The sequence below is a fragment of the Pseudomonas sp. Pseusp10 genome (assembly GCF_059492225.1).
This window is the reverse complement of the sequence record NZ_CP168528.1, coordinates 74599-100563: the sequence shown is the minus strand read 5'-3', so window position 1 is coordinate 100563 and position 25965 is coordinate 74599. Positions and strand designations below refer to the sequence as shown.

Below are 25965 nucleotides of genomic sequence, written 5' to 3'. Positions count from 1 at the left end.
TGCCGAAACATCTGTGAAGCGGCTGTGAAATTCCATTACCAGCCGCCAGCCAAAGCATAATTCAAAGGAAACGCCCATGAGTGCCAGCACCACTGCAACCCTGCGTCATGACTGGACTTTGGCCGAAGTCAAAGCACTCTTCGTTCAACCATTCAATGACCTGCTGTTCCAGGCGCAGACGGTGCACCGTGCGCATTTCGACGCCAACCGCGTCCAGGTGTCGACCCTGCTGTCGATCAAAACCGGCGCCTGCCCGGAAGATTGCAAATATTGTCCGCAGTCCGGTCACTACAACACCGGCCTGGAAAAAGAAAAACTGATGGAAGTGCAGAAGGTTCTCGAAGAGGCCACTCGCGCCAAAGCCATCGGTTCGACCCGCTTCTGCATGGGCGCGGCGTGGAAACACCCGTCGGCCAAGGACATGCCCTACGTACTGAAGATGGTCGAAGGCGTGAAGGCCCTGGGCCTGGAAACCTGCATGACCCTCGGTCGCCTGGATCAGGAGCAGACCGAAGCGCTGGCCAAGGCCGGCCTCGACTACTACAACCACAACCTCGATACCTCGCCGGAGTTCTACGGCAGCATCATCACCACCCGCACCTACAGCGAGCGCCTGCAAACCCTGGCGTATGTGCGTGACTCGGGGATGAAGATCTGCTCCGGTGGCATTCTCGGCATGGGCGAGTCGCTGGACGACCGCGCCAATCTGCTGATCCAGCTGGCCAACCTGCCGGAGCACCCGGAGTCGGTGCCGATCAACATGCTGGTGAAAGTCGCCGGTACGCCGCTGGAAAATGCCGACGACGTCGACCCGTTCGATTTCATCCGCATGCTCGCGGTCGCGCGCATCCTGATGCCGCAATCCCACGTGCGCCTGTCCGCCGGCCGCGAAGCCATGAACGAACAGATGCAGGCCCTGGCGTTCTTCGCCGGTGCCAACTCGATTTTCTACGGTGAAAAACTGCTGACCACCGCCAACCCGCAGGCCGACAAGGACATGCAACTGTTCTCGCGTCTGGGCATCCTGCCGGAAGCCCGCGAAGAGCACGCCGACGAGGTGCATCAGGCAGCGATCGAACAGGCGCTGGTGGAGCAGAAGAGCAGCGAGCAGTTCTATAACGCGGCGGTTTGAGCAACCACTGCGTCCACTGAATGAATGCAAAACCCCCGTGGGAGCGAGCTTGCTCGCGATAGCGTCAGGTCCGTCGACATCAATGTTGAATGTGAAGCCGCCATCGCGAGCAAGCTCGCTCCCACAGGGATCGCATTCATTTTGATTTCTGTGATCTGAACTTCGAGGCCTGCATGTCTTTCGATCTCGCCGCACGCCTTGCTGCCCGTCGTGCCGAAAATCTCTATCGCCAGCGCCCGCTGCTTGAAAGCCCGCAGGGGCCGCAAGTGGTGGTCGATGGCCAGCCGTTGCTGGCGTTCTGTAATAACGATTACCTGGGCCTGGCCAATCATCCGCAAGTGATCGAAGCCTGGCGTGCTGGCGCGTCGAAGTGGGGTGTGGGTGGAGGGGCATCACATCTGGTCATCGGCCATAGCGCCCCGCACCATGCCCTGGAAGAAGCGTTGGCCGACCTGACCGGTCGCCCGCGCGCGCTGCTGTTCACCACCGGTTACATGGCCAACCTCGGCGCGGTCACGGCGCTGGTGGGGCAGGGTGATACGGTGCTCGAAGACCGGCTCAATCATGCGTCTCTGCTCGACGCGGGGCTGTTGTCCGGCGCGCGGTTCAACCGCTATCTGCACAACGACCCGGTGAGCCTGGCCAAGCGCCTGGAAAAAGCCACCGGCAATACGCTGGTCGTCACCGACGGCGTGTTCAGCATGGACGGCGATATCGCCGACTTGCCAGCGCTGGCCCGAGAAGCCAAGGCCAAAGGCGCCTGGTTGATGGTCGACGATGCCCATGGTTTTGGACCGCTGGGTGCCAACGGTGGCGGTATCGTCGAACACTTCGGCTTGAGCCAGGATGACGTTCCCGTACTGGTCGGCACCCTCGGCAAGGCTTTCGGTACGGCGGGGGCTTTTGTGGCTGGCAGCGAAGAGCTGATCGAAAGTCTGATCCAGTTTGCCCGTCCCTACATTTACACCACCAGTCAGCCACCTGCGCTGGCCTGTGCCACGTTGAAAAGCCTGGAATTGCTGCGCAGTGAACACTGGCGCCGCGAGCATTTGCAGATGCTGATCCGCCAGTTCCGCCACGGTGCCGAACAGATTGGCCTGGAACTCATGGACAGCTTCACGCCGATCCAGCCGATCATGATCGGCGATGCCGGGCGTGCGGTACGCCTTTCGCAAATGCTGCGCGAGCGCGGGTTGATGGTGACCGCGATTCGCCCGCCCACCGTACCCGCCGGCAGTGCCCGACTGCGGGTCACGCTCAGTGCTGCCCACAGCGAGGCCCAGGTACAGCTATTGTTAAATGGACTGGCCGATTGTTTTCAACAACTGGGACCGGAGCCGAAGCATGCGTGATCGACTGATTCTGCTGCCCGGCTGGGGCCTTGGTGTTTCACCGCTGGAGCCTTTGGCGGCGGCCTTGCGCGGCCTGGATGAACACCTGCACGTCGAGATCGAGCCGTTGCCGGAGCTGGACTCGAGCGATCCTGAAGAGTGGCTCGAAGAGCTTGATTCGACATTGTCGCAAGACGCCTGGCTTGGCGGTTGGTCATTGGGCGGCATGCTCGCCTGCGAACTGGCGGCCCGGCGTGGCGATCGCTGCTGTGGTCTGTTCACCCTGGCCAGCAACGCTTCTTTTGTCGCGCATGAACAATGGTCAAACGCCATGTCCGGGGAAACCTTCGATGCGTTTCTGGCGGGATGTGGAGCCGATCCGCGCGCGACGTTGAAACGTTTTTCACTGCTCTGCGCCCAAGGCGCCGAAGACCCGCGTGGCTTGTCGCGGTTGTTGCTCGGTGGCGCGCCGAATACCGCCGCGCCAGTGCTGCTGAGTGGTCTGCAAGTGCTTGCGCAACTGGATACACGACAGGCACTGCAATCGTTCCGCGGTCCGCAATTGCATCTGTTCGCTGGCCTCGACGGGCTGGTGCCGGCGCAAGCGGCAGGCGAGTTGTTGGCATTGCTGCCAGATGTCGAAATCGGTCTGATTGAACAGGCCAGCCACGCGTTTCTCCTGGAGGATCCCCACGGTGTGGCGGGGGCGATCCAGGCCTTTTTGCATGAGTCCGGCGATGACTGATCTATCCTTTCCCAACCTGCCCGGCGGCTTGCCCGACAAGCGCCAGGTAGCTGCATCATTCTCCCGCGCGGCGCAGAGCTACGACAGCGTGGCCGAGTTGCAACGTGATGTGGGCAGCCAATTGCTCGGGCGCTTGCCGCGCGATTTTGTACCGCAGCGTTGGCTGGATCTGGGCTGCGGCACCGGGCATTTCAGTCGTGCCTTGGGTGAGCAATTTCCGGGCAGTCACGGTGTGGCGCTGGATATCGCCGAGGGCATGCTCAATCACGCCCGGCCATTGGGCGGTGCCACGCACTTCGTGGCCGGCGATGCCGAGCGTTTGCCACTGCAGGATTCGACCTGCGACCTGATCTTCTCCAGCCTGGCGGTGCAGTGGTGCGCCGACTTCGACTCGGTGCTCAGTGAAGCTTTTCGAGTGTTGAAACCGGGCGGTATTTTCGCGTTTGCTAGTCTTTGTGCAGGGACGTTGTTTGAATTGCGCGACAGCTGGCGGCAGGTCGATGGCATGGTGCACGTCAACCGCTTCCGGGAGTTTGGTGTTTATCAGCAGTTGTGTGCGGCCAGCGGCTTGAGGATGCTCAGTCTGCAAAACCTTCCACACGTGCTGCATTACCCGGATGTGCGCAGCCTGACCCATGAACTCAAGGCGTTGGGTGCGCACAATCTCAATCCCGGGCGGCCGGGTGGCTTGACCGGCCGGGCACGGATTCTGGGGCTGATCGAGGCTTACGAGCAGTTTCGTCAGGTCCAGGGCCTGCCGGCGACTTATCAAGTGGTGTACGCCGTTTTGGAGAAGCCCTTATGAGTGCAGCCTATTTCATCGCCGGCACGGATACCGATGTCGGTAAAACCACGGTCGCTGCTGGCCTGCTGCATGCGGCGCGTTCGGCGGGTTTGAGCACGGCGGCGGGCAAGCCTGTCGCTTCCGGTTGCGATGTGACGCCCAAAGGCTTGCGCAACGCCGATGCGCTGGCGTTGCTGGCGGAGTGTTCGCTGCCGCTGACATATGCACAGGTCAATCCGGTGGCCTTCGAGCCGGCCATTGCCCCGCATCTGGCGGCGCGAGAGGCGGGCGTGGCGCTGACGGTGCAGTCGTTGCTGGCGCCGATGCGGCAGATTCTGGGCCTGCAGGCGGACTTCACCCTGATCGAAGGTGCCGGCGGCTGGCGCGTACCGCTGGCGGATCAGGACAATCTGTCGGACCTCGCCATCGCGTTGCAGTTACCAGTGATCCTGGTGGTCGGCGTGCGGCTGGGGTGTATCAGCCATGCCTTGTTGACCGCCGAAGCGATTGCCCGGGATGGTTTGCAACTGGCGGGATGGGTGGCCAACATCATCGACCCGAAAACATCGCGGCTGGAAGAAAACCTGGCCACCCTTGCCGAGCGCCTCCCGGCGCCGTGCCTGGGGCGTGTGCCTAAACTCAAGGCCGTTACGGCCGAAGCAGTGGCCGAGCACTTGCAACTGGACCTGTTGGACTGAAGTTTTCGCAATGCGGGCTTTGCCTATGACAAGGCACTATGCCATTAGTGCTTTTGTCGGGTGTTTTGCCGGCCACTCTGCTTCAATGGCCACTGTTGATCCATTGAAAGGACGAGTTCTCCCTTGGAAATCTCAGGAAGCACCGCTTTTTATGCCGGTCTGAGCACCCTTCAGGCAGGGCAGAACCGCGTCGATCAAGCCGCCGGGCAGATCGCCAACGCCACGATCGAGCGTTCGGTCACCAGCCAGTCTTCCGAGGCGCAGGTCGATCGTCTGCGGTCGGTTGATCGCAGCCAGCAATCGGACCTGGTCAGCAATGTGGTCGAAATGGCCCAAGGCAAGATTCAGGCAGAGCAGGGCGTGAAAGTCGCCAAGGCAGCCGATGAAGTGCTCGGAACATTGATCGATACCTACGCTTGATTCCTCGCTGATACCGCACCCTCAACGCCGCGCCTGTTCGCGGCGTTTTTCTGCGTAAGTCTTTCTTGCTCAACTAATCTTTTCTGTGCGGCGGGCTGCCTTGAAAGCGCAGCTGCGTTGTCGTGTGCCTGTGTGTCCGATCCTGCGATGACGAACGGCAAAAGATCGACGCTTGACAAGATTTCGGCGTAAACGTATGTTTCAAACAACTGTTTGATCGCAACAACAAATCAATGCGGTCGTTCATTCCCGGTTACATCAGCAGAGGTTTATCGCTATGCCTGACTACAAGGCCCCCTTGCGTGATATTCGCTTCGTTCGTGACGAACTGCTCGGCTACGAAGCGCACTATCAGAGCCTTCCGGCTTGTGCCGACGCAACTCCGGACATGGTTGACGCCATTCTCGAGGAAGGCGCCAAGTTTTGTGAGCAGGTACTGGCTCCGCTGAACCGTGTGGGTGACATCGAGGGTTGCACCTGGAGCGAGTCCGGCGTCAAGACCCCGACTGGCTTCAAGGAAGCCTACAAGCAGTTCGTCGAAGGCGGCTGGCCAAGCTTGGCCCACGACGTAGAGCACGGCGGCCAGGGCCTGCCGGAGTCCCTGGGTCTGGCGATCAGCGAAATGGTCGGTGAATCCAACTGGTCGTGGGGCATGTACCCGGGCCTGTCGCACGGTGCGATGAACACCATCTCCGAGCACGGTACCCCTGAGCAGCAAGAGGCCTACCTGACCAAGCTGGTTTCCGGCGAATGGACCGGCACCATGTGCCTGACCGAGCCGCACTGCGGCACCGACCTGGGCATGCTGCGCACCAAGGCCGAGCCTCAGGCCGACGGTTCCTACAAGGTTTCCGGCACCAAGATTTTCATCTCGGCCGGTGAACACGACATGGCCGACAACATCGTCCACATCGTACTGGCCCGCCTGCCGGATGCACCGGCTGGCACCAAAGGCATTTCCCTGTTCATCGTGCCGAAGTTCATGCCGAACGCCGATGGTTCGGTTGGCGCGCGTAACGCCGTGTCCTGCGGTTCCCTGGAACACAAGATGGGCATCCACGGCAACGCCACCTGCGTGATGAACTTCGACGGCGCCACCGGTTTCCTGATCGGCCCGGCGAACAAGGGCCTGAACTGCATGTTCACCTTCATGAACACCGCACGTCTGGGTACCGCGCTGCAAGGCCTGGCCCACGCCGAAGTGGGTTTCCAGGGCGGCCTGAAGTACGCTCGCGACCGTCTGCAAATGCGCTCGCTGACTGGCCCGAAAGCGCCGGACAAAGCCGCTGACCCGATCATCGTGCACCCTGACGTACGTCGCATGCTGTTGACCATGAAGGCATTCGCCGAAGGCAACCGTGCAATGGTTTACTTCACCGCCAAGCAGGTCGACATCGTCAAATACGGCGTGGACTCCGAGGCGAAGAAGAAAGCCGACGCACTGCTGGCTTTCATGACTCCGATTGCCAAAGCCTTCATGACCGAAGTCGGTTTTGAATCGGCCAACCACGGCGTGCAGATCTATGGCGGCCACGGCTTCATCGCCGAGTGGGGCATGGAGCAGAACGTTCGCGACAGCCGCATCTCGATGCTGTACGAAGGCACCACCGGAATCCAGGCACTCGACCTGCTGGGCCGTAAAGTGCTGATGACCCAAGGCGAGGCTCTGAAAGGCTTCACCAAGATCGTCCACAAGTTCTGCCAGACCAACGAAGGCAACGAAGCGGTTCAAGAGTTCGTCGCTCCGCTGGCTGCACTGAACAAGGAATGGGGCGAGCTGACCATGAAGGTCGGTATGGCCGCCATGAAAGATCGCGAAGAAGTCGGCGCGGCCTCCGTGGACTACCTGATGTACTCCGGTTACGCCTGCCTGGCCTACTTCTGGGCTGACATGGCGCGTCTGGCTGCCGAGAAACTGGCTGCCGGCACGTCCGAAGAGGCCTTCTACACCGCCAAGCTGCAGACTGCGCGCTTCTACTTCCAGCGCATCCTGCCGCGTACCCGCACTCACGTTGCAACCATGCTGTCGGGCGCCAACAACCTGATGGACATGAAAGAAGAGAACTTCGACCTGGGCTACTAAGCCTTAGGGGGGCCTCAAAAAAAAACCGCCGCTTCCTCCGGGAGCGGCGGTTTTTTTTTGCGCTGTTGTCAGGCCTTGCTCACCATGGCGTCGGGTCCAGAGGTCCGACGCCAGTCGGAGTGGTCACGCCTTCGCCATTACGTATGAACGGCAGGTGCCAGAAGTCGTTCGGGACAACGGGATCGCCAGGCTTGACGCCTTCCGGAAAGATGAACTCGAACACTGGCGCCACATACTGTCCGGCAATCAGTCCATTGGCGACGGTCAGCCTGCCCGCATTCTGGATGCAACCGTCCACGCCGGCCTGGGACAAGCTTTGCTGTGGAACGCAAAGTGACCGCGCAACGACGCGCAAGGTACGTGTCGGCTGGCTAAGTAGCCCAGTGGGCGCTTTGGTCGCGCGTAGTCTGGCGCGTTGTGGCTGAGGACCAGTGTTCTGTGTGGTGATACCACCCGAGGCTCCCAGGCAACTGGCCGCAAGGCCCAGCCCAGGGTTGCACTCACCTGTCATCTCATAGGGTGTAATCCAGCGGTTGGTTTGCACGCCCGTCGATGGGTTGACATCAATCAGATAGATGTCGACCGGGGTCTTGATGTCAGTGGTCGAAGCTTCAAGGAAAATCCGGTCCTGCGCCTCCTGGGCTACTCCGTTGATGGCCGTTGCGGCCGGGTCGGCCGTACCGATGCCAAATTCCCCGATAGCCAGGTAGCTGGGCTGCGAACCCGGCTGAGTGTAGATCCCGACATTCGCCTCGATCGTGTGTGCAGAGATGAAGTCCGGGGCCCCGGTTGTTGCGGACTTGAACAGGGTGCCGGACCAGCTGATGAAGTCGCCGACTTCGAAGGGTGCCTGTTGTGTCGGGTCGGGGTCCGTCGCCGTGCGTGTAGCGTCGCTGAATCTCTTCATGACGTACTGGCTGCAGTAGACCTGCCCCACCGCTGGAGCCGAGAGCTCCCCGCTGGCCGGAGGCGTGACGCCGGCCTGGCTGAAGTTGCGGCAGTTGTTGGTCGTGGTCGGGGTGACCACTTTTGGCCGGTTTTTCTGCGGGCAGAGCGCATCGTCTCCGGAGATCGTGCGTGGCACGCACATCGGGTAGCCGGTGGCGGCATGGATGGTCGGGTTGGCATCATCGACGGAGAAGCGTGGGTCTGGGCTTTGGGCGCGGCCAAATCGGCCATTCGGATCGTTGATCTGAATGATCGTGGGTTGCGTCGGGTTCCCGCTGTCAACTTCGAGGTTGCCGTTGGTGTAGTCGATCCGGGTGATGACACCGCTGCCCGCGTTGATTGATTGCTGGGAGACAAAGATCAGCCCGGCGATTTGCTTGTCGGAGACGGTATTGCCTACCACATGGATCTCGAACGAGGGATAGGCCGCCGGTGATTTTCCGAGCGCCAGGGTTCCACCCCTGACGAAGTCGGCCCAGGTCAGGGTGTTGGCCGGCATCTGCATGACGGTGTTGCAAGGGACAACAATCGTGACGCCGTTCAACTGGACGGTCCCCCCAAAGCGGCCCGGGTCGCTGGTATTGGGGCAATTCGCATTGGTGGTGTCCAGAGTCATGTTTTGGATAAAGCCCGTAACGTCAAACCCATGAATCGCATTCGGGTTTGTAAAAATCGGATCGGGCAGTGTGGGTGTCGTGAAGGGCGAGGGCAACCCCGGGGGCTTGGCAGTCCCGCCACCACCTCCGCCTCCACCGCCACCGCCAGCTCCGTTTTTGGCAAATGCATCTCCACCACCACCGATGGCCAGTGCGATAGCGACGGCACTGGCGAGCAGAGCATGGCGACTGAAGATGCCGTTGAATCGCTTGTGAGGCAGCAGCGCTATGGCGAGCGTTTTTTCGTACAAAGATAAGCTCATGGCTCACTCCAGAATCTTGCAGGACCAATTGCCGGCCGATCGAGATCGCGGATCTGCTGATGCGCTGAATCCTGCGCAAGAAAAACGCAAAGCCGTGAGTGTCGAATTGGGGCTCGATCCTGCGGGATAAGTGTCTGTGTACGGTCGACGCTTGCCGTTCGGATGCTTTCACCTGCGTTGCGTTGGCCGGTTAGGGACGCAAGCGCGAGAGACATTTCCTTGAGCCTGAGGGGTACATAGCAGTAGTCGTGCCTGATTGGCCTAATCGCTTGTTTGCCAGCAAAAATGCGGGCTGCGCTGAAGTTGGTGATATACACATAGTTATATGTTATGTGGTTAACACCAAAGTGGGTGGGGATATATGCCCAAGTCTGGAGCTCTGTGAAAACTTTAGGTAAGTGTGTCTCCATTAGTAGTAGTTGAGAAGTGTTGTCTATTAAATACTACTAAGGTCGTAGGTGTGCGAGAGGGGGCTGAAGAGAGTGTCGAGAAAATAATCTTGTATGGGGGTGTAAATAAAAAAGACAATAGCTAGCGCAGTGCAACTTGCGCACGAATGGGTTTTATATGTCTGGTGGATGTTTCTATTGGCTGGCGATGCGGATTTTCAGGAGTATTTTAAAGTGCCAGTTACACCGCGGTGTTTGGAATAGCAAATACTCTGCCAGCTTCAAAGAAAACGCAGTCTGGTGGCGTTATATCCTTTAAGATCTGGCGTTTAGATGTCGTTGGTGATCGCCTGGTGCGAGCTGTTTGGGGAATGACACCCAATGATGGGTGAAGTTTAACCAGAACTGAGGAATAGTGCGCAGTTACTGTTATTAGTAGGAATTCTTGATTTGGCTTAAATTAGAAAAATGTTGAAAATTTCATGTTGTAATATTTTGTTGCGGCTAGAGTTGCATCAAGCGCTACCCAGTAGCGCGAAATATCATTTTTTAAAAAGGCCTGGGCCACGAGAGTGCTTTGCCAGTCAGGTCTCGCGTTGCCCATGCAACTTCAAGTTGATGTGGTTACTCGAGCGGGCAGCAAAATTCATGGCGATGAACTCAACTCGCAACAGGGCAACCGCGGAGCCTGACTACTCCGTACTGAATCGGGAACATCGTCATGTTGAAGTATTTGAGCTCCTTCCGAACTACCTGTTTACCCCGTGCGATGGTGATGACACTGTTCGCCATTGGCCTGCCCGTCATGAATGTCCAGGCCGCAGATCCGGTCGTTCCGGCCGTGCCGGACGTGCCCAGCCTGCAGTCGCTGCACGGCCTGACGCCACCCGACCCTTCGGGAACCGAAGGCGGGCGAAAAGTCGACCTGATGACCGACTACGTACTCAATCGCTCGGCGGCAGTGCTCCTGGGCAAGGCACTGTTCTGGGACATGGAGGTCGGCAGTGACGGCTCCACCGCTTGCGCGTCCTGCCACTTCCACGCGGGTGCCGATCACCGCACCACCAACCAGATCAACCCTGGCCAGGCGAACACCAACGCGAACGTCTCGTCGATCTTCAATAAGCCATTCACCGCCTCCGACATCCCGGGCGACGTGCCGACCTACACCACCAGGTCCGGTGGCAAGGGCGGTCCGAACTACCTGTTGAAGAAAAGCGACTTCCCGACCCACGTGCTGGCCGATCCGCTGGATCGCAACTCGGCGATTGTCTATTCAAGCGATGATGTGATCGGCTCCCAAGGCGTGTTCGATGCTAACTTCGTCAAGCCCAATCAGTCGCGGTTCGACAAGTGCATTCAGCAACCGGACGGTATTTTCCAGGTGGGCGGTATCAACGTGCGCCGTAGCACCGGGCGTAACGCACCGACGGTGATCAACGCTGCGTTCAACGTGCGCAACTTCTGGGATGGCCGGGCCAACAACGTGTTCAATGGCTTCTCTCCATTCGGCAATCGCGACCCGGATGCGGGGATATTCGTGACAAACGATCGCAGTGGCGTGGCGACCAAAGTCAGGCTGGCACTCAACGATGCTTCCGCCGCCTCGCAAGCAGTAGGGCCGCCCGGCAGCCCGGTGGAAATGTCCTGCGGCGGGCGTACCTTCGCCGACATTGGGCGGCGCATGCTCGACACCTTGATGCTCAAGCAGCAACGAATCTCGTCCACCGATTCGGTACTCGGGCCGGTATCCGGCGGCCATCGGCCGACTTACCGTGAACTGATCAAGAGCGCGTTCCAGCCGCGTCTGTGGAATGCCACGCAGGAGGTCTCGCTGGGCGGCGCGCCATACACCCAGATGGAAGCAAACTTCCCGTTGTTCTTCGGGCTGGCGATTCAGATGTACGAGTCCACGCTGATCTCGGACCAGGCGCCGCTGGATGCCTATTTACAGGGCGATCATACGGCCATGAACGACCAGCAGGTCCAGGGCATGAACCTGTTCCTGGGCAAGGGCAAGTGCATCAGTTGCCACGGCGGCGCGGAGTTGACCAACGCCGGCAGCCGGTTGCTGTTTCATCCTCGTGAGCGCATTGAACGGATGGTCATGGCCGACAACCTGACCACGCTGTATGACAACGGCTTCTACAACACCGGGGTGCGCCCGACCTCGGAAGACCTGGCACTCGGTGGCTCGGATGCCTGGGGTAATCCGTTGTCTTTCACTCGTCAGTACAACACCGTACTGAAGGGCGGCGCGATCCCTGACCCGCTGGATGTCGATGTGTGCACCTTCGAAGCGCGTTTGAGCCCAGCCATCCCTTGTGATGCGACGCTCAAGCCCAATGTCGATTTCCGCGACGCGGTCGATGGCGCCTTCAAGACACCGACCTTGCGCAACATCGCGTTGACCGGGCCGTACTTCCATAACGGCAGTCGCGCAACGCTGCAACAGGTCATGGAGTTCTACAACCGCGGCGGCGACCGGCGTGGTGAAGATGCGAGCAACACCAGCGGATTCGAACACCCGGCAGTCAATCAGCACAACGGCTCCAATCTTGATCCGGACATGACCCGGCTGAACCTGACCCCGGATGAAGTGGATGCGCTGGTCAAGTTCATGGAAGTCGGGCTGACCGATCCTCGGGTCGCGTGGGAACGGGCACCGTTTGACCATCCGTCGCTGGTGCTGCCACAGGGCGAAAAGGGTGATGAAAACTCCGTCGGGCAAAAACCGGCCAGTCCGAAGATTACTTCCCGGCAGGCGAAGGATGCCGAAATCGAGCTCAGACCAGTCGGTGCCGAAGGTCGCACACGTCTGGAAGGGCCGCTGCAACCGTTCAACAACGACCTGTAACCGTATTTGCCCCTGCGTCACTGGCGGCTGATGGACGCCAGTGACGACCTTTTACAAATACCTCAGTATTTCACTCAGCAAATCGGAGGGGCTGCCGTTAAAGTGGTGGGCACAATGCCATCTTTTGAACTGACGGGCCGGAGCTTTACCCTTGCTGCGTTCTTCCGCTGTGCGTTTCAGTCATTTCCTGCCGTCATTACTGCTGTTGCTGGCGGGGCTTGCGGCTGCGTACATCAAGGATCTGAACGTCTTCTTCACGTCGTTGTTCAACGTGCTGCCCACCCTGGTGTTGTTACTCGGTGGTGCCTATTGCGCGGTGTACCGACGCCAGCGTGAACTGTTTCTGATGGTCACGGTGTACATCGCCTACTTCCTGCTCGACACCCAGACCGACTATTACCGCGACAACGGCAAGGTGCGTGACGATGCCGCCGTGGTCTTTCACTTGTGTTGCCTGCTGCTGCCGCTGCTGTTTGGCGTGTTCGCGGCGTGGCAGGAACGCACCCATCTGTTCCAGGACATGGTGGCGCGTTTCGCAGTATTGCTGGCAGTCGGCAGCGTGGCGCTGGGGCTTGAGCAAAGTTATCCACATGCGCTGCTGATCTGGTTGTCGGAGATCCGTTGGCCCGCATTACATGGTGCGTGGATGAGCCTGATCCAGCTGTCCTATCCGGTGTTCATTGCCGCGTTTGTGCTGCTGGCCTGGCAATACTGGCGCAATCCGCGGCCGCTGCATGCCGCGCAATTGGTGGGGTTGCTCGGGTTGTTCTGGATGTTGCCGAAAACCTTCATCCTGCCGTTCACGCTGAACATCATGTGCAGCCAGGTGATGCTGATGATCGCCGCCGCCGTTGCCCACGAAGCCTACCAAATGGCCTTCCGTGACGAACTGACCGGGCTGCCGGGCCGTCGTGCGCTGAATGAACGCATGCAACGGCTGGGGCGCAACTACGTGTTGGCCATGAGCGACGTCGACCACTTCAAGAAATTCAACGACACCCACGGCCATGACGTCGGCGACCAGGTGCTGCGGCTGGTGGCGAGCAAGCTGTCGAAAATCGGCGGTGGCGGTAAGGCGTATCGCTATGGCGGCGAGGAATTTGCCCTGGTGTTTGCAGGCAAGACCCTCGAAGAGTGCATGCCGCACCTGGAAGTCATCCGCGAGTCCATCGCCACTTACAACATTCAGCTGCGTAATCAGGAAAACCGCCCGCAGGATGACAATCAGGGGCGCCAGCGGCGTGCCGGTTCCAGTGCATCGAGTGTATCGGTGACGGTCAGTATCGGCGTTGCCGAACGGATCGAACAGCGCGCCCCCGAAGAGGTGCTCAAGTCCGCTGACCAGGCGCTTTATAGCGCCAAGGGCGCCGGGCGCAACTGTGTGATGGCATTCGGGCAGAACCGCCGTGGTGCCGTGCGCAGGGACGCCGCTACGGTTGAGTGATGATGGCGCATTCAGCGAGCGGAAAGTGATTGTGAGGCGTGGTCGGCAGCAGTAGGTTGGAGAAATCTGCCGACGGAGAATGACCATGCCCGAGTACAAAGCTCCCTTGCGCGACATGCGCTTTCTGATCGACCACGTCTTCGACTTTCACAGTAACTACGCCGCGCTGGGGGCCACCGATGCCAGCCCGGACATGGTCAATGCGATCCTCGAAGAAGGCGCGAAGTTCTGCGAAAACGTGCTGTCGCCGCTCAACCGAAGCGGCGATGAAGAAGGCTGCCATTTCGACAATGGCGTGGTCACCACGCCGGCGGGCTTCAAGCAGGCATTTGCCCAATATGTCGAGGGCGGCTGGCATGGCCTGGCGGCGGATCCGGTTTACGGCGGTCAAGGGTTGCCGATCTCTCTGGGTCTGGTGATCAGCGAAATGGTGGGCTCCAGCAACACCTCATGGGGCATGTACCCCGGGCTGACCCACGGTGCGATGTCGGCGATCCACGCCCATGGCACCGAGGAGCAAAAGCAGACCTATTTGAAGAAGCTCACCGCTGGCCAATGGACCGGCACCATGTGCCTGACCGAAGCCCATTGCGGCACCGACCTGGGCATCATCAAGACCCGGGCCGTGCCTGCGGCCGATGGCAGCTATGCGATCTCCGGCAGCAAGATCTTCATTTCGGCCGGTGAGCACGACATGAGCGCCAACATCATTCATCTGGTGCTGGCCAAATTGCCGGACGCACCGGCCGGGACCAAGGGCATTTCGCTGTTCATCGTGCCCAAGTTCCTGCCCGACGCGACGGGCGAAGCGGGTGAGCGTAACGGCGTGTCCTGCGGCTCGATCGAACACAAAATGGGCATCAAGGCCTCGGCCACCTGCGTGCTGAACTTCGACGGGGCCAAGGGCTTCTTGATCGGCGAGCCGAACAAGGGCCTGAACTGCATGTTCACCATGATGAACCACGCAAGGCTGGGCACCGGCATGCAAGGGCTGTGTCTGGGCGAGGCGAGCTTCCAGGGCGCAATCAAATACGCCAACGACCGTTTGCAGATGCGTGCGCTGACCGGTCCGAAAGCGCCGGAGAAAGTCGCCGACCCGATCATCGTGCATCCCGATGTGCGGCGGATGTTGCTGACCATGAAAGCCTTCAACGAAGGCAATCGCGCGCTGACTTACTTCACCGCGCAGTTGCTCGATGTTGCACACCTGAGTCCGGATGAAACGGCGCGTCAGGAAGCCGAAGACTTGCTGGCGTTCCTCACGCCGATCTGCAAAGCCTTCATGACCGATACCGGGCTGGAGGTGACCAACCACGGCATGCAGGTGTTTGGCGGCCACGGGTTCATTCGCGAATGGGGTATGGAGCAACTGGTGCGCGACTGCCGGATCGCGCCGATCTATGAGGGCACCAACGGCATTCAGGCGCTGGACTTGCTTGGGCGCAAGGTACTCGGCAGTCAGGGCAAGCTGCTGCGCGGCTTCACCAAAATCGTCCACAAGTTCTGCGCGGCGAACGCCGAACATCCACAATTGGCCGGGTATGTGGCGCAGCTCAATCAACTGAATCAGCAGTGGGGTGAGCTGACCACCAAGGTCGGCATGGCGGCGATGAAAAACCCCGACGAAGTCGGTGCCGCGTCGGTGGATTACCTGATGTACAGCGGTTACATCATCCTCGGCTACCTGTGGTTGCGCATGGCGCTCGTGGCTCAGGCGCAACTCGATACTGGCAGTGGCGATGGCGATTTCTGCCGGGGCAAACTGGCAACCAACGAGTTTTACTTCAAGCGCCTGTTGCCACGCACCGCCGCTCATCGGGCGGCCATCGAAGCGGGGAGCGATTGCCTGATGCAACTGCCGGCGGAGTTGTTTGCGCTTTAGTCATATAAATCCGTTACAAAGAAGCTCGCCTTGTGTGGGCTTTTTTGTTGATGACTAAAAATTACAAATCGGTCATGAGCTGACCCTATGTGTCACAAAAGTTGTTGGGGTACACTCCGGCCTAACGAAAACACTCTTTCTGTGAATCACCTGTATAGATCTTGCGAGGTTTGCCATGGCTGACTACAAAGCGCCCCTGCGCGATATGCGCTTCGTCCTCAATGAAGTTTTCGAGGTCGTCAAACTCTGGGCCGAGCTGCCTGCACTGGCTGAAACCGTCGATGCAGAAACGGTCGAAGCCATCCTGGAAGAAGCCGGCAAAGTCACCGGCAAAAGCATCGCACCGCTGAGCCGTGCAGCGGACGAAGAAGGTTGCCATTGGGCGGACGGTGCCGTCACCACGCCGGCAGGTTTCCCACAGGCCTATCAGACCTACGCTGAAGGCGGTTGGGTCGGTGTCGGCGGTGATCCTGCCTACGGCGGCATGGGCATGCCCAAAGCCGTTTCGGCCCAGGTCGAAGAAATGGTCAACTCCGCCAGCCTGTCGTTCGGTCTGTATCCGATGCTGACCGCCGGCGCTTGCCTGTCGATCAACGCCCACGCCAGCGAAGAGCTGAAAGCGGCGTACCTGCCGAACATGTACGCCGGCATCTGGGCCGGTTCCATGTGCCTGACCGAGCCGCACGCCGGTACAGACTTGGGGATCATTCGCACCAAGGCCGAGCCTCAGGCCGACGGTTCCTACAAGGTCAGCGGCACCAAAATCTTCATCACCGGTGGCGAACACGACCTGACCGAAAACATCATCCACCTGGTGCTGGCCAAGCTGCCGGATGCACCGGCGGGTCCGAAAGGCATTTCGCTGTTCCTGGTACCCAAGTTCATGGTCAATGCCGATGGCAGCCTGGGTGCGCGCAACACTTTGAGCTGTGGTTCGATCGAACACAAGATGGGCATCCAGGCGTCCGCGACCTGCGTGATGAACTTCGATGAGGCCGTGGGTTACCTGGTCGGCGAGCCGAACAAAGGCCTGGCGGCCATGTTCACCATGATGAACTACGAGCGACTGGGCGTCGGTATCCAGGGCCTGGCTACTGGCGAGCGCTCGTACCAGAACGCCGTGGAATACGCCCGTGACCGTCTGCAAAGCCGTTCGCCGACTGGCGCGCAGAACAAGGACAAAGTGGCTGACCCGATTATCGTCCACCCGGACGTGCGTCGCATGCTGCTGACCATGAAAGCCTCGAACGAAGGTGGCCGAGCGTTTTCCACCTACGTGGCGATGCAACTGGACACCGCCAAGTTCAGCGAAGACGCCGCCACCCGCAAGCGTGCGGAAGACTTGGTGGCGTTGCTGACCCCGGTGGCCAAGGCGTTCCTGACCGACCTGGGCCTGGAAACCACCGTTCACGGCCAGCAGGTCTTCGGCGGCCACGGTTACATTCGTGAATGGGGCCAGGAGCAACTGGTACGCGACGTGCGCATCACCCAGATCTACGAAGGCACCAACGGCATCCAGGCGCTGGACCTGGTCGGGCGCAAAATCGTGGGTAGCGGCGGGGCGTTCTACAACCTGTTCGCCGACGAGATTCGTCACTTCACGGCGACCGCCAGCGCGGACCTCGCCGAGTTCACCAAGCCGCTGAACGATGCTGTTACCACTCTCGATGAATTGACCGCGTGGTTGCTGGATCGGGTAAAAAACAATCCGAACGAAATCGGCGCAGCGTCGGTCGAGTATCTGCAGGTGTTCGGTTACGTGGCGTACGCCTACATGTGGGCCCTGATGGCCAAGGCGGCTTTCGGCAAGGAAGCGCAAGACGATTTCTACGCCAGCAAACTGGGCACTGCGCGGTTCTATTTCGCCCGTCTGTTGCCGCGCATTCACTCGTTGAGCGCGTCGGTGAAGGCCGGTAGTGAATCGTTGTTCCTGCTGGATGCAGGGCAATTTTGAGGCAGTAGTATTTTGTAAGCATTCTCTTACGCAACGTGCTGCTCTTCTCCCATAGATGCAAATTGGATCCAGAGCTAATCTACTTCACATGGACGTAGCGCAGGAAGCGCAAAGCAACAACAGGGACACGTAGGATTCTGCCAGGACGGCGGAGTGAAATGGATGTCAGGGAAACAGTCTGCAAAGCCCCGCTTCGGCGGGGTTTTCTTTTGCCTGAAGAAAAGTTTTCAGCTCGCCCCTTCCAGAGCTTGCGCGCTATTCAAACGTTCATCCGGGCCGTTTATCACTTCTTCCAGCAATGTCCGCAGCAATGCCAGCGAGGCCTGCTGCCGTTGCACATCCCGACACACCAAACCGACTTTCAGCGGCACTCGTGGTTCGCTCAGGGGCTTCCATAGCAACTCGTGGTTGCCATGAGTCTTTTGCGAGCGTCCGGGCAGCACCGTCGCAAGGCGCGTGTGCGGCAGGCTGTCGAGGATCCCGGCCATGTTGTTCAGTTCGGCTTGCACCTGCGGGCGTCGTCCGAGGCTTGCCAGTTGTGCCTGCCAGATCTGTCTTATTTGAAATTCCTCGCCCAGCAACAACATCGGCAGTTCGGCGGCCTGGCGCATGGACACTTTCTTGAATTCACGCAGCGGATGCTCCGCGGGGACGACCAGGGTCAGTTCATCTTCGTACAGCATCACGCCATGCAAGCCAGGCTGGCGGGGTGGCAGGTAGCTGATGCCGATGTCCAGTGAGCCGTTGAGCAGTCGCCGCTCGATTTCCAGGCCGGTCAGTTCATAGATCTGCACCACCAGATGCGGCTGCGCCTTGCGCACCCGCTCGAGCATTTGCGGAACGAGGCTGGTATGCACGGTTTGCAATACACCGATGGCCAGGGTGCGCAGCGCCTGACCCTTGAAGTTGCCGAGCGCTTCCCGTGCCCGTTGCAGGCCATCGAGCAAAGGCAGGGCGTGGTTGTACAGCGTGTGCGCTGCGAGGGTCGGCAACAGGCGTTTGCTACTGCGTTCGAACAGGCTCACATCGAGGTTTTGTTCGAGGTGGCGGATCTGCTGGGACAGCGCCGGCTGGGAGATGGACAGGCGCTCGGCGGCACGGCCCACGTGGCCTTCTTCATAGACCGCGACGAAATAACGCAGTTGTTTGAAATCCATAAGTAGTGCTTATCGAAAATGCTGGGAAATCGAAATGGCTGAATGCCTCGTCTGAGCCTAGTCTAACCGCATTCACAGGGCTTACAGGGCCACAGAGCGCGATGAATACCGTTTGCTTCGATGGTGTTTACATAGGTAAGGCAAAAAACCTCAAAAGAGGTTTTTTCAGTTGAATCTGTTCAGTCTGCGTCGCAGTCCTCCCAGCCTTGATGATCTGGTCATGGACGCCTCCCTGCCAACCCAAGGCAGTAACCTTTCCAGCGAGTACTTGATGCCCAGTGTCGAGCGGCCGAAACAGGTGTTTGTGCGTGGTCAGGGTTCATGGTTGTGGGACAGCGATGACCGTGCCTATCTGGATTTTTCCCAGGGAGGCGGGGCCAACAGCCTTGGTCACAGTCCTTCGGTACTGGTCAACGCAATCACCGCCCAGGCGCAATCGCTGATCAATCCGGGATTCGGCCTGCATAACCGCGGCATGCTCAGCCTCGCCGAGCAACTGTGTGCCAGTACTGGCAGTGATCAGGTTTACCTGCTCAATACCGGCAGCGAAGCCTGTGAGGCGGCGATCAAACTGGCGCGCAAATGGGGTCAGCAGCATCGCGGTGGTGCGTCGCGCATCATTGTGGCCAGCAACGGTTGCCATGGCCGTAGCCTGGCGACGATTTCGGCGTCGGACAGTTCGGCATTAATCAACCGGTTCGAGCCGCAATTGCCGGGCTTCAGCCGTGTTCCATTCAATGATCTGCCAGCGTTGCATGAGGCGGTCGATGAACGGACCGTAGCGATCATGCTCGAGCCGATCCAGAGCGAAGCCGGCGTGATCCCGGCCACCGCGCATTACCTCAAGGGCGTCGAACGCTTGTGCCGTGAACTCGGCATTTTGCTGATCTTCGACGAAGTGCAAACCGGCATCGGCCGTTGTGGCACCTTGCTTGCGGAACAGTCCTATGGCGTAGCGGCGGATATCGTCGTGCTCGGCAAAGGGCTGGGCGGCGGTGTGCCATTGGCCGCGTTGCTGGCGCGGGGCAAGGCTTGCTGTTTCGAAACGGGCGAGGTAACCGGCACTCATCACGGCAATGCGCTGATGACCGCTGCGGGACTTTCGGTGCTCGATACGGTGCAGGACACGGGCTTCCTCAAACACGTCGCAGAAACCGGTCAACACCTGCGTGAAGGTTTGGGGCGTTTGGCCCATCGTTACGGTCACGGCGAGTTGCGCGGACAAGGGCTGCTCTGGGGGCTGACGCTGTCGGAGGATTCCGCCGGCGCGGTAGTCAAGGCTGCGCTGTACGAAGGCCTGCTGCTCAATGCCCCGCAAGCCGATTGCCTGCGTCTTACCCCTGCGCTTAATGTCAGCCACGCCAACATCGACGAAATGCTTCTGCGCCTGGCGCGCGCCTTCTCCCGAGTACGCACCGCGCAACTGCAGTGCCGCAAAGGCATTGCCGTCTGATCAGACGCGCCCTACACGCATTCCCGAACCGTCTCGCGGTAAAACGCACGCCCTACGCCCAACACTTTTGGCGTGGGGCGTTTTTTTGTCTGCGAAATTCAATGAAGGGGCGGAGCTTGGGAATAGAGGGACTGAACCCTGACAAACGGCACAGGTCGATTAGCTGTAGGGCTCGAACGAGTCCACCCCAATAAGGAGCTGCCCCATGGACTTTATTCGCATCATCATCGCCATCCTGTTGCCGCCACTGGGCGTATTTCTGCAAGTAGGATTCGGCGGGGCGTTCTGGCTGAATATTCTGCTGACGTTGTGCGGTTACATTCCGGGGATCGTGCATGCGGTGTACATCATCGCCAAGCGCTGAGTTTCGCGGCGGAAGGTCGGCCGCCTTCGCGGGCAAGCCCGCTCCCACAGGATTTGTGCACGCCACAGAACCTGTGGGAGCGGCGGTGCGGCGATCCGACTTGCCCGCGAAGGGGACGCCGCCGTTTCGGCAATGAGCGCAGGCTTCAGCCCACTGAATCCATCACCCGTTGATAAAACAACCACTCCTGCTCCAGCGCATGGGCCTGATTGCCGGCCTTGCGAAAGCCATGGCGTTCGTCTGCGTAGTAATGCGCTTCGACCAGGATGCCGTTGTCCTGCAGCGCCGTAACCATGTCGCGGGTCTGCTGCGGGACGACCACGGCATCCAGTTCACCTTGAAAGAAGATCACCGGCACGCGGATGTTGCTGGCATGCAGCAGCGGCGTGCGGGCCGCGTAGCGTTCGGCGTCCAGCAGCGGATCGCCAATCAACCAATCCAGATAGTCGCTTTCGAATTTGTGGGTCGCGCGCCCCAGCGCCACCGGGTCGCTGACACCATACAGACTGGCGCCGGCGCGGAACACGTTGTGAAAGGCCAGGGCGCAAAGGGTGGTGTAGCCGCCGGCGCTGCCGCCGCGGATGAAGGTCTTGTCGCCGTCGATCAAGCCTCGCTGGTTGAGGTAACTGACCACAGCGCAGGCATCTTGCACATCAACATCGCCCCAGCTCAGGTGTAGCGCCTGGCGATAGGCCCGGCCATAACCGCTGCTGCCGCGATAGTTGAGGTCGGCCACGGCGAAGCCCCGCTGTGCCCAGTACTGGATACGCGGATCGAGCATCGGGTAGCACGCCGAGGTCGGGCCGCCATGGACGAACACCACCAACGGCGGTTTCGCCTTGCCGGTCATCGCCGGGTAGAAAAAGCCGTGAGCTTCGCCTGAGCCACTCGGGTAGCGCAAGGTTTGCGGGCGGCTGATCTGTTCGGGGGGAAGCGGTGCGATGCCGCCGGCCAGTACTCTCACTTGTCGGCTCTGGCGGTCGATAGCGATGACGGCGGTTGAACTGACCGGCGACGCCGCGATGCAATAGATGAACTGATCATCCACGGCAAGATGGCGGAAGCGGCTGTAGTCACCGGTAAAGTCTGCGCCGGAATCGCCGCATACGCCCAATCGGCCGAACCCGCCTTCGGTCCAACTGGCCAGATAACTATCGTCGCCCAGCGGCAACCAGGTGCTGCCGCCAAGTTGCCAGGGCGCAGGGCCATGGTCGGCGGTGGCACTTGGTAATGGGCTCAGGCCTTTTTCGGATTCCATCCAGGGCTGCCAGTAACCCGCGCGATCCGTCAGGCAATACAAGCGACCGTCGGCATCAAACCGCGGTTGTTGCACAGACTCTTGAGTGCCGTCGCCCGCCACACAACGGGCCTCGGCAAAACCGCCATCGGCCAGGCGTTCGGCAACCATCAAACGGGTCGCGGTCCATGGCTGATCCGGGTGATCCCATTCGATCCAGGCCAGACGCCGGGCATCAGGACTCAGCGTCGGCGCGGCGTAAAAATCAGCACCTTCGGCCAGCAAGTGACGTGCGCCATCCAACAGATCGATTGCCACCAGTCGGTGTTGATCGCGATGCTCCTCGACTGCCAGTACCTGCCCGTGGGCGAACTGTAAATCGCCATACCGGCACGCACCGGACGTCAGCCTTTCGGGCGATTCGCCTTGCAGTGATTGCCGATACAACTGCTGGTCGGCCTCGTTGACGAAAACAACGCCGTTGTCAGTCAGACAAAACGCTCCACCGCCATATTCGTACACCCGGCTGCGCACGCTGAACCCCGGTGGCGTCATACATTTCGCTGCACCGTCACGCCAATGCCAGATCCGGCACGCCGCGTCTTCGGGGCGGTACTCGTTCCAGAACAGGCCCTGTCGACCGACCTGCAGTTCGGCAAAGTCGATACCGGCGGCCACGGCTTTGGCAGCGCTGAAAGGTTCAGCTTTTGGCGATGAGGCGTGAGTTTCGTTCATTGCGAAAGGCCAGTTGGTCAATGGTCTGGGTCGCGTGCTCGGCTTCTTCGCGAGCCTTGAGGATCACGCTGTGTTGTGGCGACTTGCTGCACACCGGGTCGGCGTTGCTGGCATCGCCGGTGAGCATGAACGCCTGGCAGCGGCAGCCGCCGAAGTCTTTTTCTTTCTCGTCACAGGAGCGGCACGGTTCGGGCATCCAGTCGTAGCCGCGGAAACGGTTGAAGCCAAATGAGTCGTACCAGATGTGCTGCATGCTGTGATCGCGCACGTTGGGAAACTGCACCGGCATCTGTCGGGCACCGTGACAGGGCAGGGCGGTTCCGTCTGGCGTGACCGTCAGAAAAATACTGCCCCAGCCATTCATGCAGGCTTTCGGGCGTTCTTCGTAGTAGTCCGGGGTGACGAAAATCAGCTTGCACGGATGCCCTTCGGCTTCCAGTTTGGCGCGGTACTCGTTGGTGATGCGTTCGGCGCGCACCAGTTGCTCTTTGGTCGGCAATAGCCCGACGCGATTGAGTTGCGCCCAGCCGTAGAACTGGCACGTGGCGAGCTCGACGAAGTCCGCTTCCAGCGCGATGCACAGCTCGATGATGCGGTCGATCTGGTCGATGTTGTGCCGATGGGTCACGAAGTTCAGCACCATCGGATAACCGTGGGCCTTCACCGCCCGGGCCATTTCCAGTTTCTGCGCGAAGGCCTTTTTCGAACCGGCCAGCAGGTTGTTCACCTGCTCGTCGCTGGCCTGGAAACTGATCTGGATGTGATCGAGGCCGGCCTTCTTGAAGTCGCCGATTTTCTGCTCGGTGAGGCCAATGCCGGAGGTGATCAGGTTGGTGTAGAAACCCAGTTTGCGGGCTTCGGCAATCAGCTCGGCGAGGTCCTGACGCACCAGCGGCTCGCCACCGGAAAAGCCCAGCTGCGCGGCGCCCATCTCCCGTGCTTCGCGGAACACCCTGATCCACTGCTCGGTGCTCAGCTCTTTGCCTTGCTCGGCGAAGTCCAGCGGATTGGAGCAGTACGGGCATTGCAGCGGGCAGCGATAAGTCAGCTCGGCCAACAGCCACAGTGGCAGGCCGATTTCCGGTTTGGGCGGTAACTTTTCTGACACGGAATCAGGCAAGTTCGATCCAGTGCTGCGCACGGGCAACCTCCATGAATTGCTCGATGTCGTCTCCGAGCTCGGGTACGCCGGGGAACTGTTGGTCGAGCTCATTGATGATCGCCGCAACATCCCGCTCGCCGTCTATCAAACCGCCGATCAGCGCGGCGCTTTCGTTGAGTTTGATCATGCCTTCCGGGTACAGCAGCACGTGGCCTTTTTGCGCCGGTTCGTACTGGAAGCGGTAGCCGGGGCGCCAGGTCGGGGTCTTGCTGCGATCGAAACTCATAAGGTGATTCCTTTGTGCCAGACCCGCTCCCCGGTCACGCTGTGATACGGCGGGCGTTTCAGTTCGTAGGCCATGCTCATGGCATCGAGCATGCTCCAAAGAATGTCCAGTTTGAACTGGAGAATTTCCAGCATGCGCTCCTGGCCTTCTCGGGTGGTGTAGTGCTGCAACGTGATCGCCAGACCATGCTCGACATCACGCCGTGCCTGGCCCAGGCGCGTGCGGAAATACTCGTAGCCGTCCGGGTCGATCCATGGGTAGTGCCGGGGCCAACTGTCCAGGCGCGATTGGTGGATCTGTGGGGCGAACAGTTCGGTCAGCGAGCTGCTCGCGGCTTCCTGCCAACTGGCCCGGCGAGCAAAGTTGACGTAAGCGTCGACGGCGAAGCGCACACCGGGCAGCACCAGTTCCTGGGAGCGCAACTGGTCCGGGTCGAGGCCCACGGCCTGGCCCAGGCGCAGCCAGGCTTCGATGCCGCCGTCTTCACCGGGCGCACCGTCGTGGTCGAGCAGGCGCTGAATCCACTCGCGGCGGATCTCGCGGTCAGGGCAGTTAGCGAGGATCGCCGCGTCTTTCAGGGGAATGTTCACCTGATAGTAAAAGCGGTTGGCGACCCAACCCTGAATCTGTTCGCGGGTGGCCCGGCCTTCATACATCGCCACGTGGTAGGGGTGATGGATGTGGTAGTAGGCGCCTTTGGCGCGCAGGGCCGCTTCGAATTCGGCGGGGGACATCGGGGTGTCAGTCATTGCGGTTCTCCGGTGCGCAACCGTTGAAATCTCTGGTGTCTGGTCGGACGCCTTCGCGGGCAAGCCCGCTCCCACAGGGGAATGCGGTCAACTGTGGGAGCGAGCTTGCTCGCGATAGGGCCATCCGCTACAACACAATACTCATGCCATCGAATGCCACTTCAATCTGGCGCCGATCCAGCTCCGCCCGCTCCGGCGAATCCTCATCGAGAATCGGGTTGGTGTTGTTGATGTGGATAAGCACCTTGCGCTGTTCCGGCAGTTGCTCCAGCACCTCGAGCATGCCGCCGGGGCCGTTCTGCGCCAGGTGGCCCATCTCGCGCCCGGTGCGGGTGCCGACGCCGCGACGCTGCATTTCATCGTCGTCCCACAACGTTCCATCGACCAGCAGGCAATCGCTGCCGGCCATGATCTCCAGCAGCGCCGCATCCACCTTGCCCAGACCCGGTGCGTAGAACAGTTTGCCACCCGTGCCCCGGTCTTCGACGATCAGGCCGATGTTGTCGCCCGGGTGCGGGTCGAAACGGTGCGGCGAGTACGGCGGTGCGGCACTGCGCAAAGGCAGCGGGGTGAAACGCAGGTTCGGGCAGGCGGGGATGGTGAAGCTTTGATCGAGCTCGATGCGGTTCCAGTTCAGCCCGCCGTTCCAGTGAGTCAGCATGGTGAACAGCGGAAAGCCGCTGCTCAGGTCTTCGTGGACCATGTCGGTGCACCACACCTGATGCGGGCAACCTTCGCGCAGCATGAGCAGGCCGGTGGTGTGGTCGATCTGGCTGTCCATCAGGATGATCGCGCCGATCCCGGTATCGCGCAGGGCGCGGCCCGGTTGCATCGGGGCGAAGCCTTGGAGCTGGGCGCGGATGTCCGGGGAGGTGTTGCACAGCACCCAGTTCACGCCGTCATCGGAAATCGCGATGGACGACTGCGTCCGCGCCTTGGCCCGCAGGCTGCCGTCGCGAAAGCCTGCGCAGTTCACGCAGTTGCAGTTCCACTGGGGGAAGCCGCCGCCGGCAGCGGAACCTAGAATCTGGACAAACATGGACGCTCCATCATTTCAACACTGAAAATAAAACGCCTCGGATAACCGAGGCGTTGTGCTGCACGTCTACCAAGGTAGAGATTAGCGGCTTGCGAAGTACATGGTGACTTCAAAGCCGATACGCAGGTCGGTGTAGGCAGGTTTGGTCCAGGCCATAAATTGAACTCCTTCAGGTGGGTGGGACAGCGCTATCTATAGATATAGTCCACCTCAAGTCAGAGATGTTCCAGATAGTTAGGTTGCTATGTTACTCAAAA

21 protein-coding genes are annotated in these 25965 nt (G+C 60.1%); 13 read left to right on the top strand and 8 right to left on the bottom strand.

Annotation, left to right across the window (positions count from 1 at the left end; all coding sequences use genetic code 11):
- Positions 1-76 precede the first annotated feature (76 nt).
- The 7 genes from bioB to ACEN8Z_RS00405 all read left to right on the top strand — a co-directional run bounded on the left by bioB (position 77) and on the right by ACEN8Z_RS00405 (position 7193).
- Positions 77-1132, top strand: coding sequence for a biotin synthase BioB (gene bioB, locus ACEN8Z_RS00435; RefSeq protein WP_495596443.1), 1056 nt, complete (start codon positions 77-79; stop codon positions 1130-1132).
- 173 nt (positions 1133-1305) lie between these two features.
- Positions 1306-2484, top strand: a complete 1179-nt coding sequence (bioF, locus tag ACEN8Z_RS00430; protein ID WP_495596442.1) for an 8-amino-7-oxononanoate synthase — start codon at positions 1306-1308, stop codon at positions 2482-2484.
- Complete coding sequence (locus ACEN8Z_RS00425) at positions 2477-3208, top strand: alpha/beta fold hydrolase (RefSeq protein ID WP_495596441.1); 732 nt, start codon at positions 2477-2479, stop codon at positions 3206-3208. The genes bioF and ACEN8Z_RS00425 overlap by 8 nt, the downstream gene beginning before the upstream one ends.
- Complete coding sequence (bioC, locus tag ACEN8Z_RS00420; RefSeq protein WP_008000736.1) at positions 3201-4013, top strand: malonyl-ACP O-methyltransferase BioC; 813 nt, start codon at positions 3201-3203, stop codon at positions 4011-4013. The genes ACEN8Z_RS00425 and bioC overlap by 8 nt, the downstream gene beginning before the upstream one ends.
- The gene (gene bioD, locus ACEN8Z_RS00415; RefSeq protein ID WP_008000737.1) at positions 4010-4690 is read left to right on the top strand and encodes a dethiobiotin synthase; all 681 of its coding nucleotides are present in this window, start codon (positions 4010-4012) and stop codon (positions 4688-4690) included. The genes bioC and bioD overlap by 4 nt, the downstream gene beginning before the upstream one ends.
- A 123-nt stretch (positions 4691-4813) precedes the next feature.
- Positions 4814-5110 carry a pyrroloquinoline quinone biosynthesis protein PqqE gene (locus ACEN8Z_RS00410; protein WP_495596440.1) on the top strand — a complete coding sequence of 99 codons (297 nt, stop codon included), beginning with the start codon at positions 4814-4816 and terminating at the stop codon, positions 5108-5110.
- 277 nt (positions 5111-5387) lie between these two features.
- Positions 5388-7193, top strand: coding sequence for a phenylacyl-CoA dehydrogenase (locus tag ACEN8Z_RS00405; protein ID WP_108231649.1), 1806 nt, complete (start codon positions 5388-5390; stop codon positions 7191-7193).
- Between the two features lie 79 nt (positions 7194-7272).
- Here the strand turns inward: ACEN8Z_RS00405 and ACEN8Z_RS00400 are convergent, their stop codons facing one another.
- Positions 7273-9060 carry a hypothetical protein gene (locus ACEN8Z_RS00400; protein WP_495596439.1) on the bottom strand — a complete coding sequence of 596 codons (1788 nt, stop codon included), beginning with the start codon at positions 9058-9060 and terminating at the stop codon, positions 7273-7275.
- A gap of 1164 nt (positions 9061-10224) precedes the next feature.
- Between ACEN8Z_RS00400 and ACEN8Z_RS00395 the strand changes: the two genes are divergently transcribed.
- The 4 genes from ACEN8Z_RS00395 to ACEN8Z_RS00380 all read left to right on the top strand — a co-directional run bounded on the left by ACEN8Z_RS00395 (position 10225) and on the right by ACEN8Z_RS00380 (position 17586).
- Positions 10225-12306: a cytochrome-c peroxidase gene (locus ACEN8Z_RS00395; protein ID WP_495596438.1), complete on the top strand. Its 2082-nt coding sequence runs from the start codon at positions 10225-10227 to the stop codon at positions 12304-12306.
- Positions 12307-12457: 151 nt separating this feature from the next.
- Positions 12458-13750 (top strand): GGDEF domain-containing protein, encoded by a 1293-nt coding sequence (locus ACEN8Z_RS00390; RefSeq protein ID WP_007999141.1) that lies wholly within the window; start codon positions 12458-12460, stop codon positions 13748-13750.
- A gap of 85 nt (positions 13751-13835) precedes the next feature.
- Positions 13836-15632, top strand: coding sequence for an acyl-CoA dehydrogenase C-terminal domain-containing protein (locus ACEN8Z_RS00385; protein WP_495596437.1), 1797 nt, complete (start codon positions 13836-13838; stop codon positions 15630-15632).
- 175 nt (positions 15633-15807) lie between these two features.
- On the top strand, positions 15808-17586 hold the full coding sequence (locus tag ACEN8Z_RS00380) for an acyl-CoA dehydrogenase C-terminal domain-containing protein (RefSeq protein ID WP_495596436.1): 1779 nt from the start codon (positions 15808-15810) through the stop codon (positions 17584-17586).
- A gap of 227 nt (positions 17587-17813) precedes the next feature.
- Here the strand turns inward: ACEN8Z_RS00380 and ACEN8Z_RS00375 are convergent, their stop codons facing one another.
- Positions 17814-18743 carry a LysR family transcriptional regulator gene (locus ACEN8Z_RS00375; protein WP_495596435.1) on the bottom strand — a complete coding sequence of 310 codons (930 nt, stop codon included), beginning with the start codon at positions 18741-18743 and terminating at the stop codon, positions 17814-17816.
- Between the two features lie 169 nt (positions 18744-18912).
- Between ACEN8Z_RS00375 and ACEN8Z_RS00370 the strand changes: the two genes are divergently transcribed.
- A complete protein-coding gene (locus tag ACEN8Z_RS00370) occupies positions 18913-20196 on the top strand; it encodes an aspartate aminotransferase family protein (RefSeq protein WP_495596434.1) in 1284 nt (427 codons plus the stop codon).
- 205 nt (positions 20197-20401) lie between these two features.
- On the top strand, positions 20402-20560 hold the full coding sequence (locus ACEN8Z_RS00365; protein WP_003228885.1) for a YqaE/Pmp3 family membrane protein: 159 nt from the start codon (positions 20402-20404) through the stop codon (positions 20558-20560).
- A gap of 145 nt (positions 20561-20705) precedes the next feature.
- On the opposite strand, the gene ACEN8Z_RS00360 is transcribed toward ACEN8Z_RS00365, so the two are convergent.
- The 6 genes from ACEN8Z_RS00360 to pqqA form a co-directional block, all read right to left on the bottom strand.
- Positions 20706-22532: a S9 family peptidase gene (locus ACEN8Z_RS00360; protein ID WP_495596433.1), complete on the bottom strand. Its 1827-nt coding sequence runs from the start codon at positions 22530-22532 to the stop codon at positions 20706-20708.
- Positions 22498-23673, bottom strand: a complete 1176-nt coding sequence (gene pqqE, locus ACEN8Z_RS00355) for a pyrroloquinoline quinone biosynthesis protein PqqE (RefSeq protein ID WP_495596432.1) — start codon at positions 23671-23673, stop codon at positions 22498-22500. The genes ACEN8Z_RS00360 and pqqE overlap by 35 nt, the downstream gene beginning before the upstream one ends.
- The gene (gene pqqD / locus ACEN8Z_RS00350; protein WP_015097086.1) at positions 23645-23920 is read right to left on the bottom strand and encodes a pyrroloquinoline quinone biosynthesis peptide chaperone PqqD; all 276 of its coding nucleotides are present in this window, start codon (positions 23918-23920) and stop codon (positions 23645-23647) included. Before pqqD ends, pqqE begins: the two co-directional genes overlap by 29 nt.
- Positions 23917-24669: a pyrroloquinoline-quinone synthase PqqC gene (gene pqqC / locus ACEN8Z_RS00345; protein WP_495596431.1), complete on the bottom strand. Its 753-nt coding sequence runs from the start codon at positions 24667-24669 to the stop codon at positions 23917-23919. The genes pqqD and pqqC overlap by 4 nt, the downstream gene beginning before the upstream one ends.
- A gap of 127 nt (positions 24670-24796) precedes the next feature.
- Entirely contained in the window at positions 24797-25708 is a 912-nt protein-coding gene (gene pqqB, locus ACEN8Z_RS00340; RefSeq protein ID WP_495596430.1) for a pyrroloquinoline quinone biosynthesis protein PqqB, read from the bottom strand.
- An 81-nt stretch (positions 25709-25789) separates the two neighbouring features.
- Positions 25790-25864: a pyrroloquinoline quinone precursor peptide PqqA gene (gene pqqA / locus ACEN8Z_RS00335; protein ID WP_003444522.1), complete on the bottom strand. Its 75-nt coding sequence runs from the start codon at positions 25862-25864 to the stop codon at positions 25790-25792.
- Positions 25865-25965 lie beyond the last annotated feature (101 nt).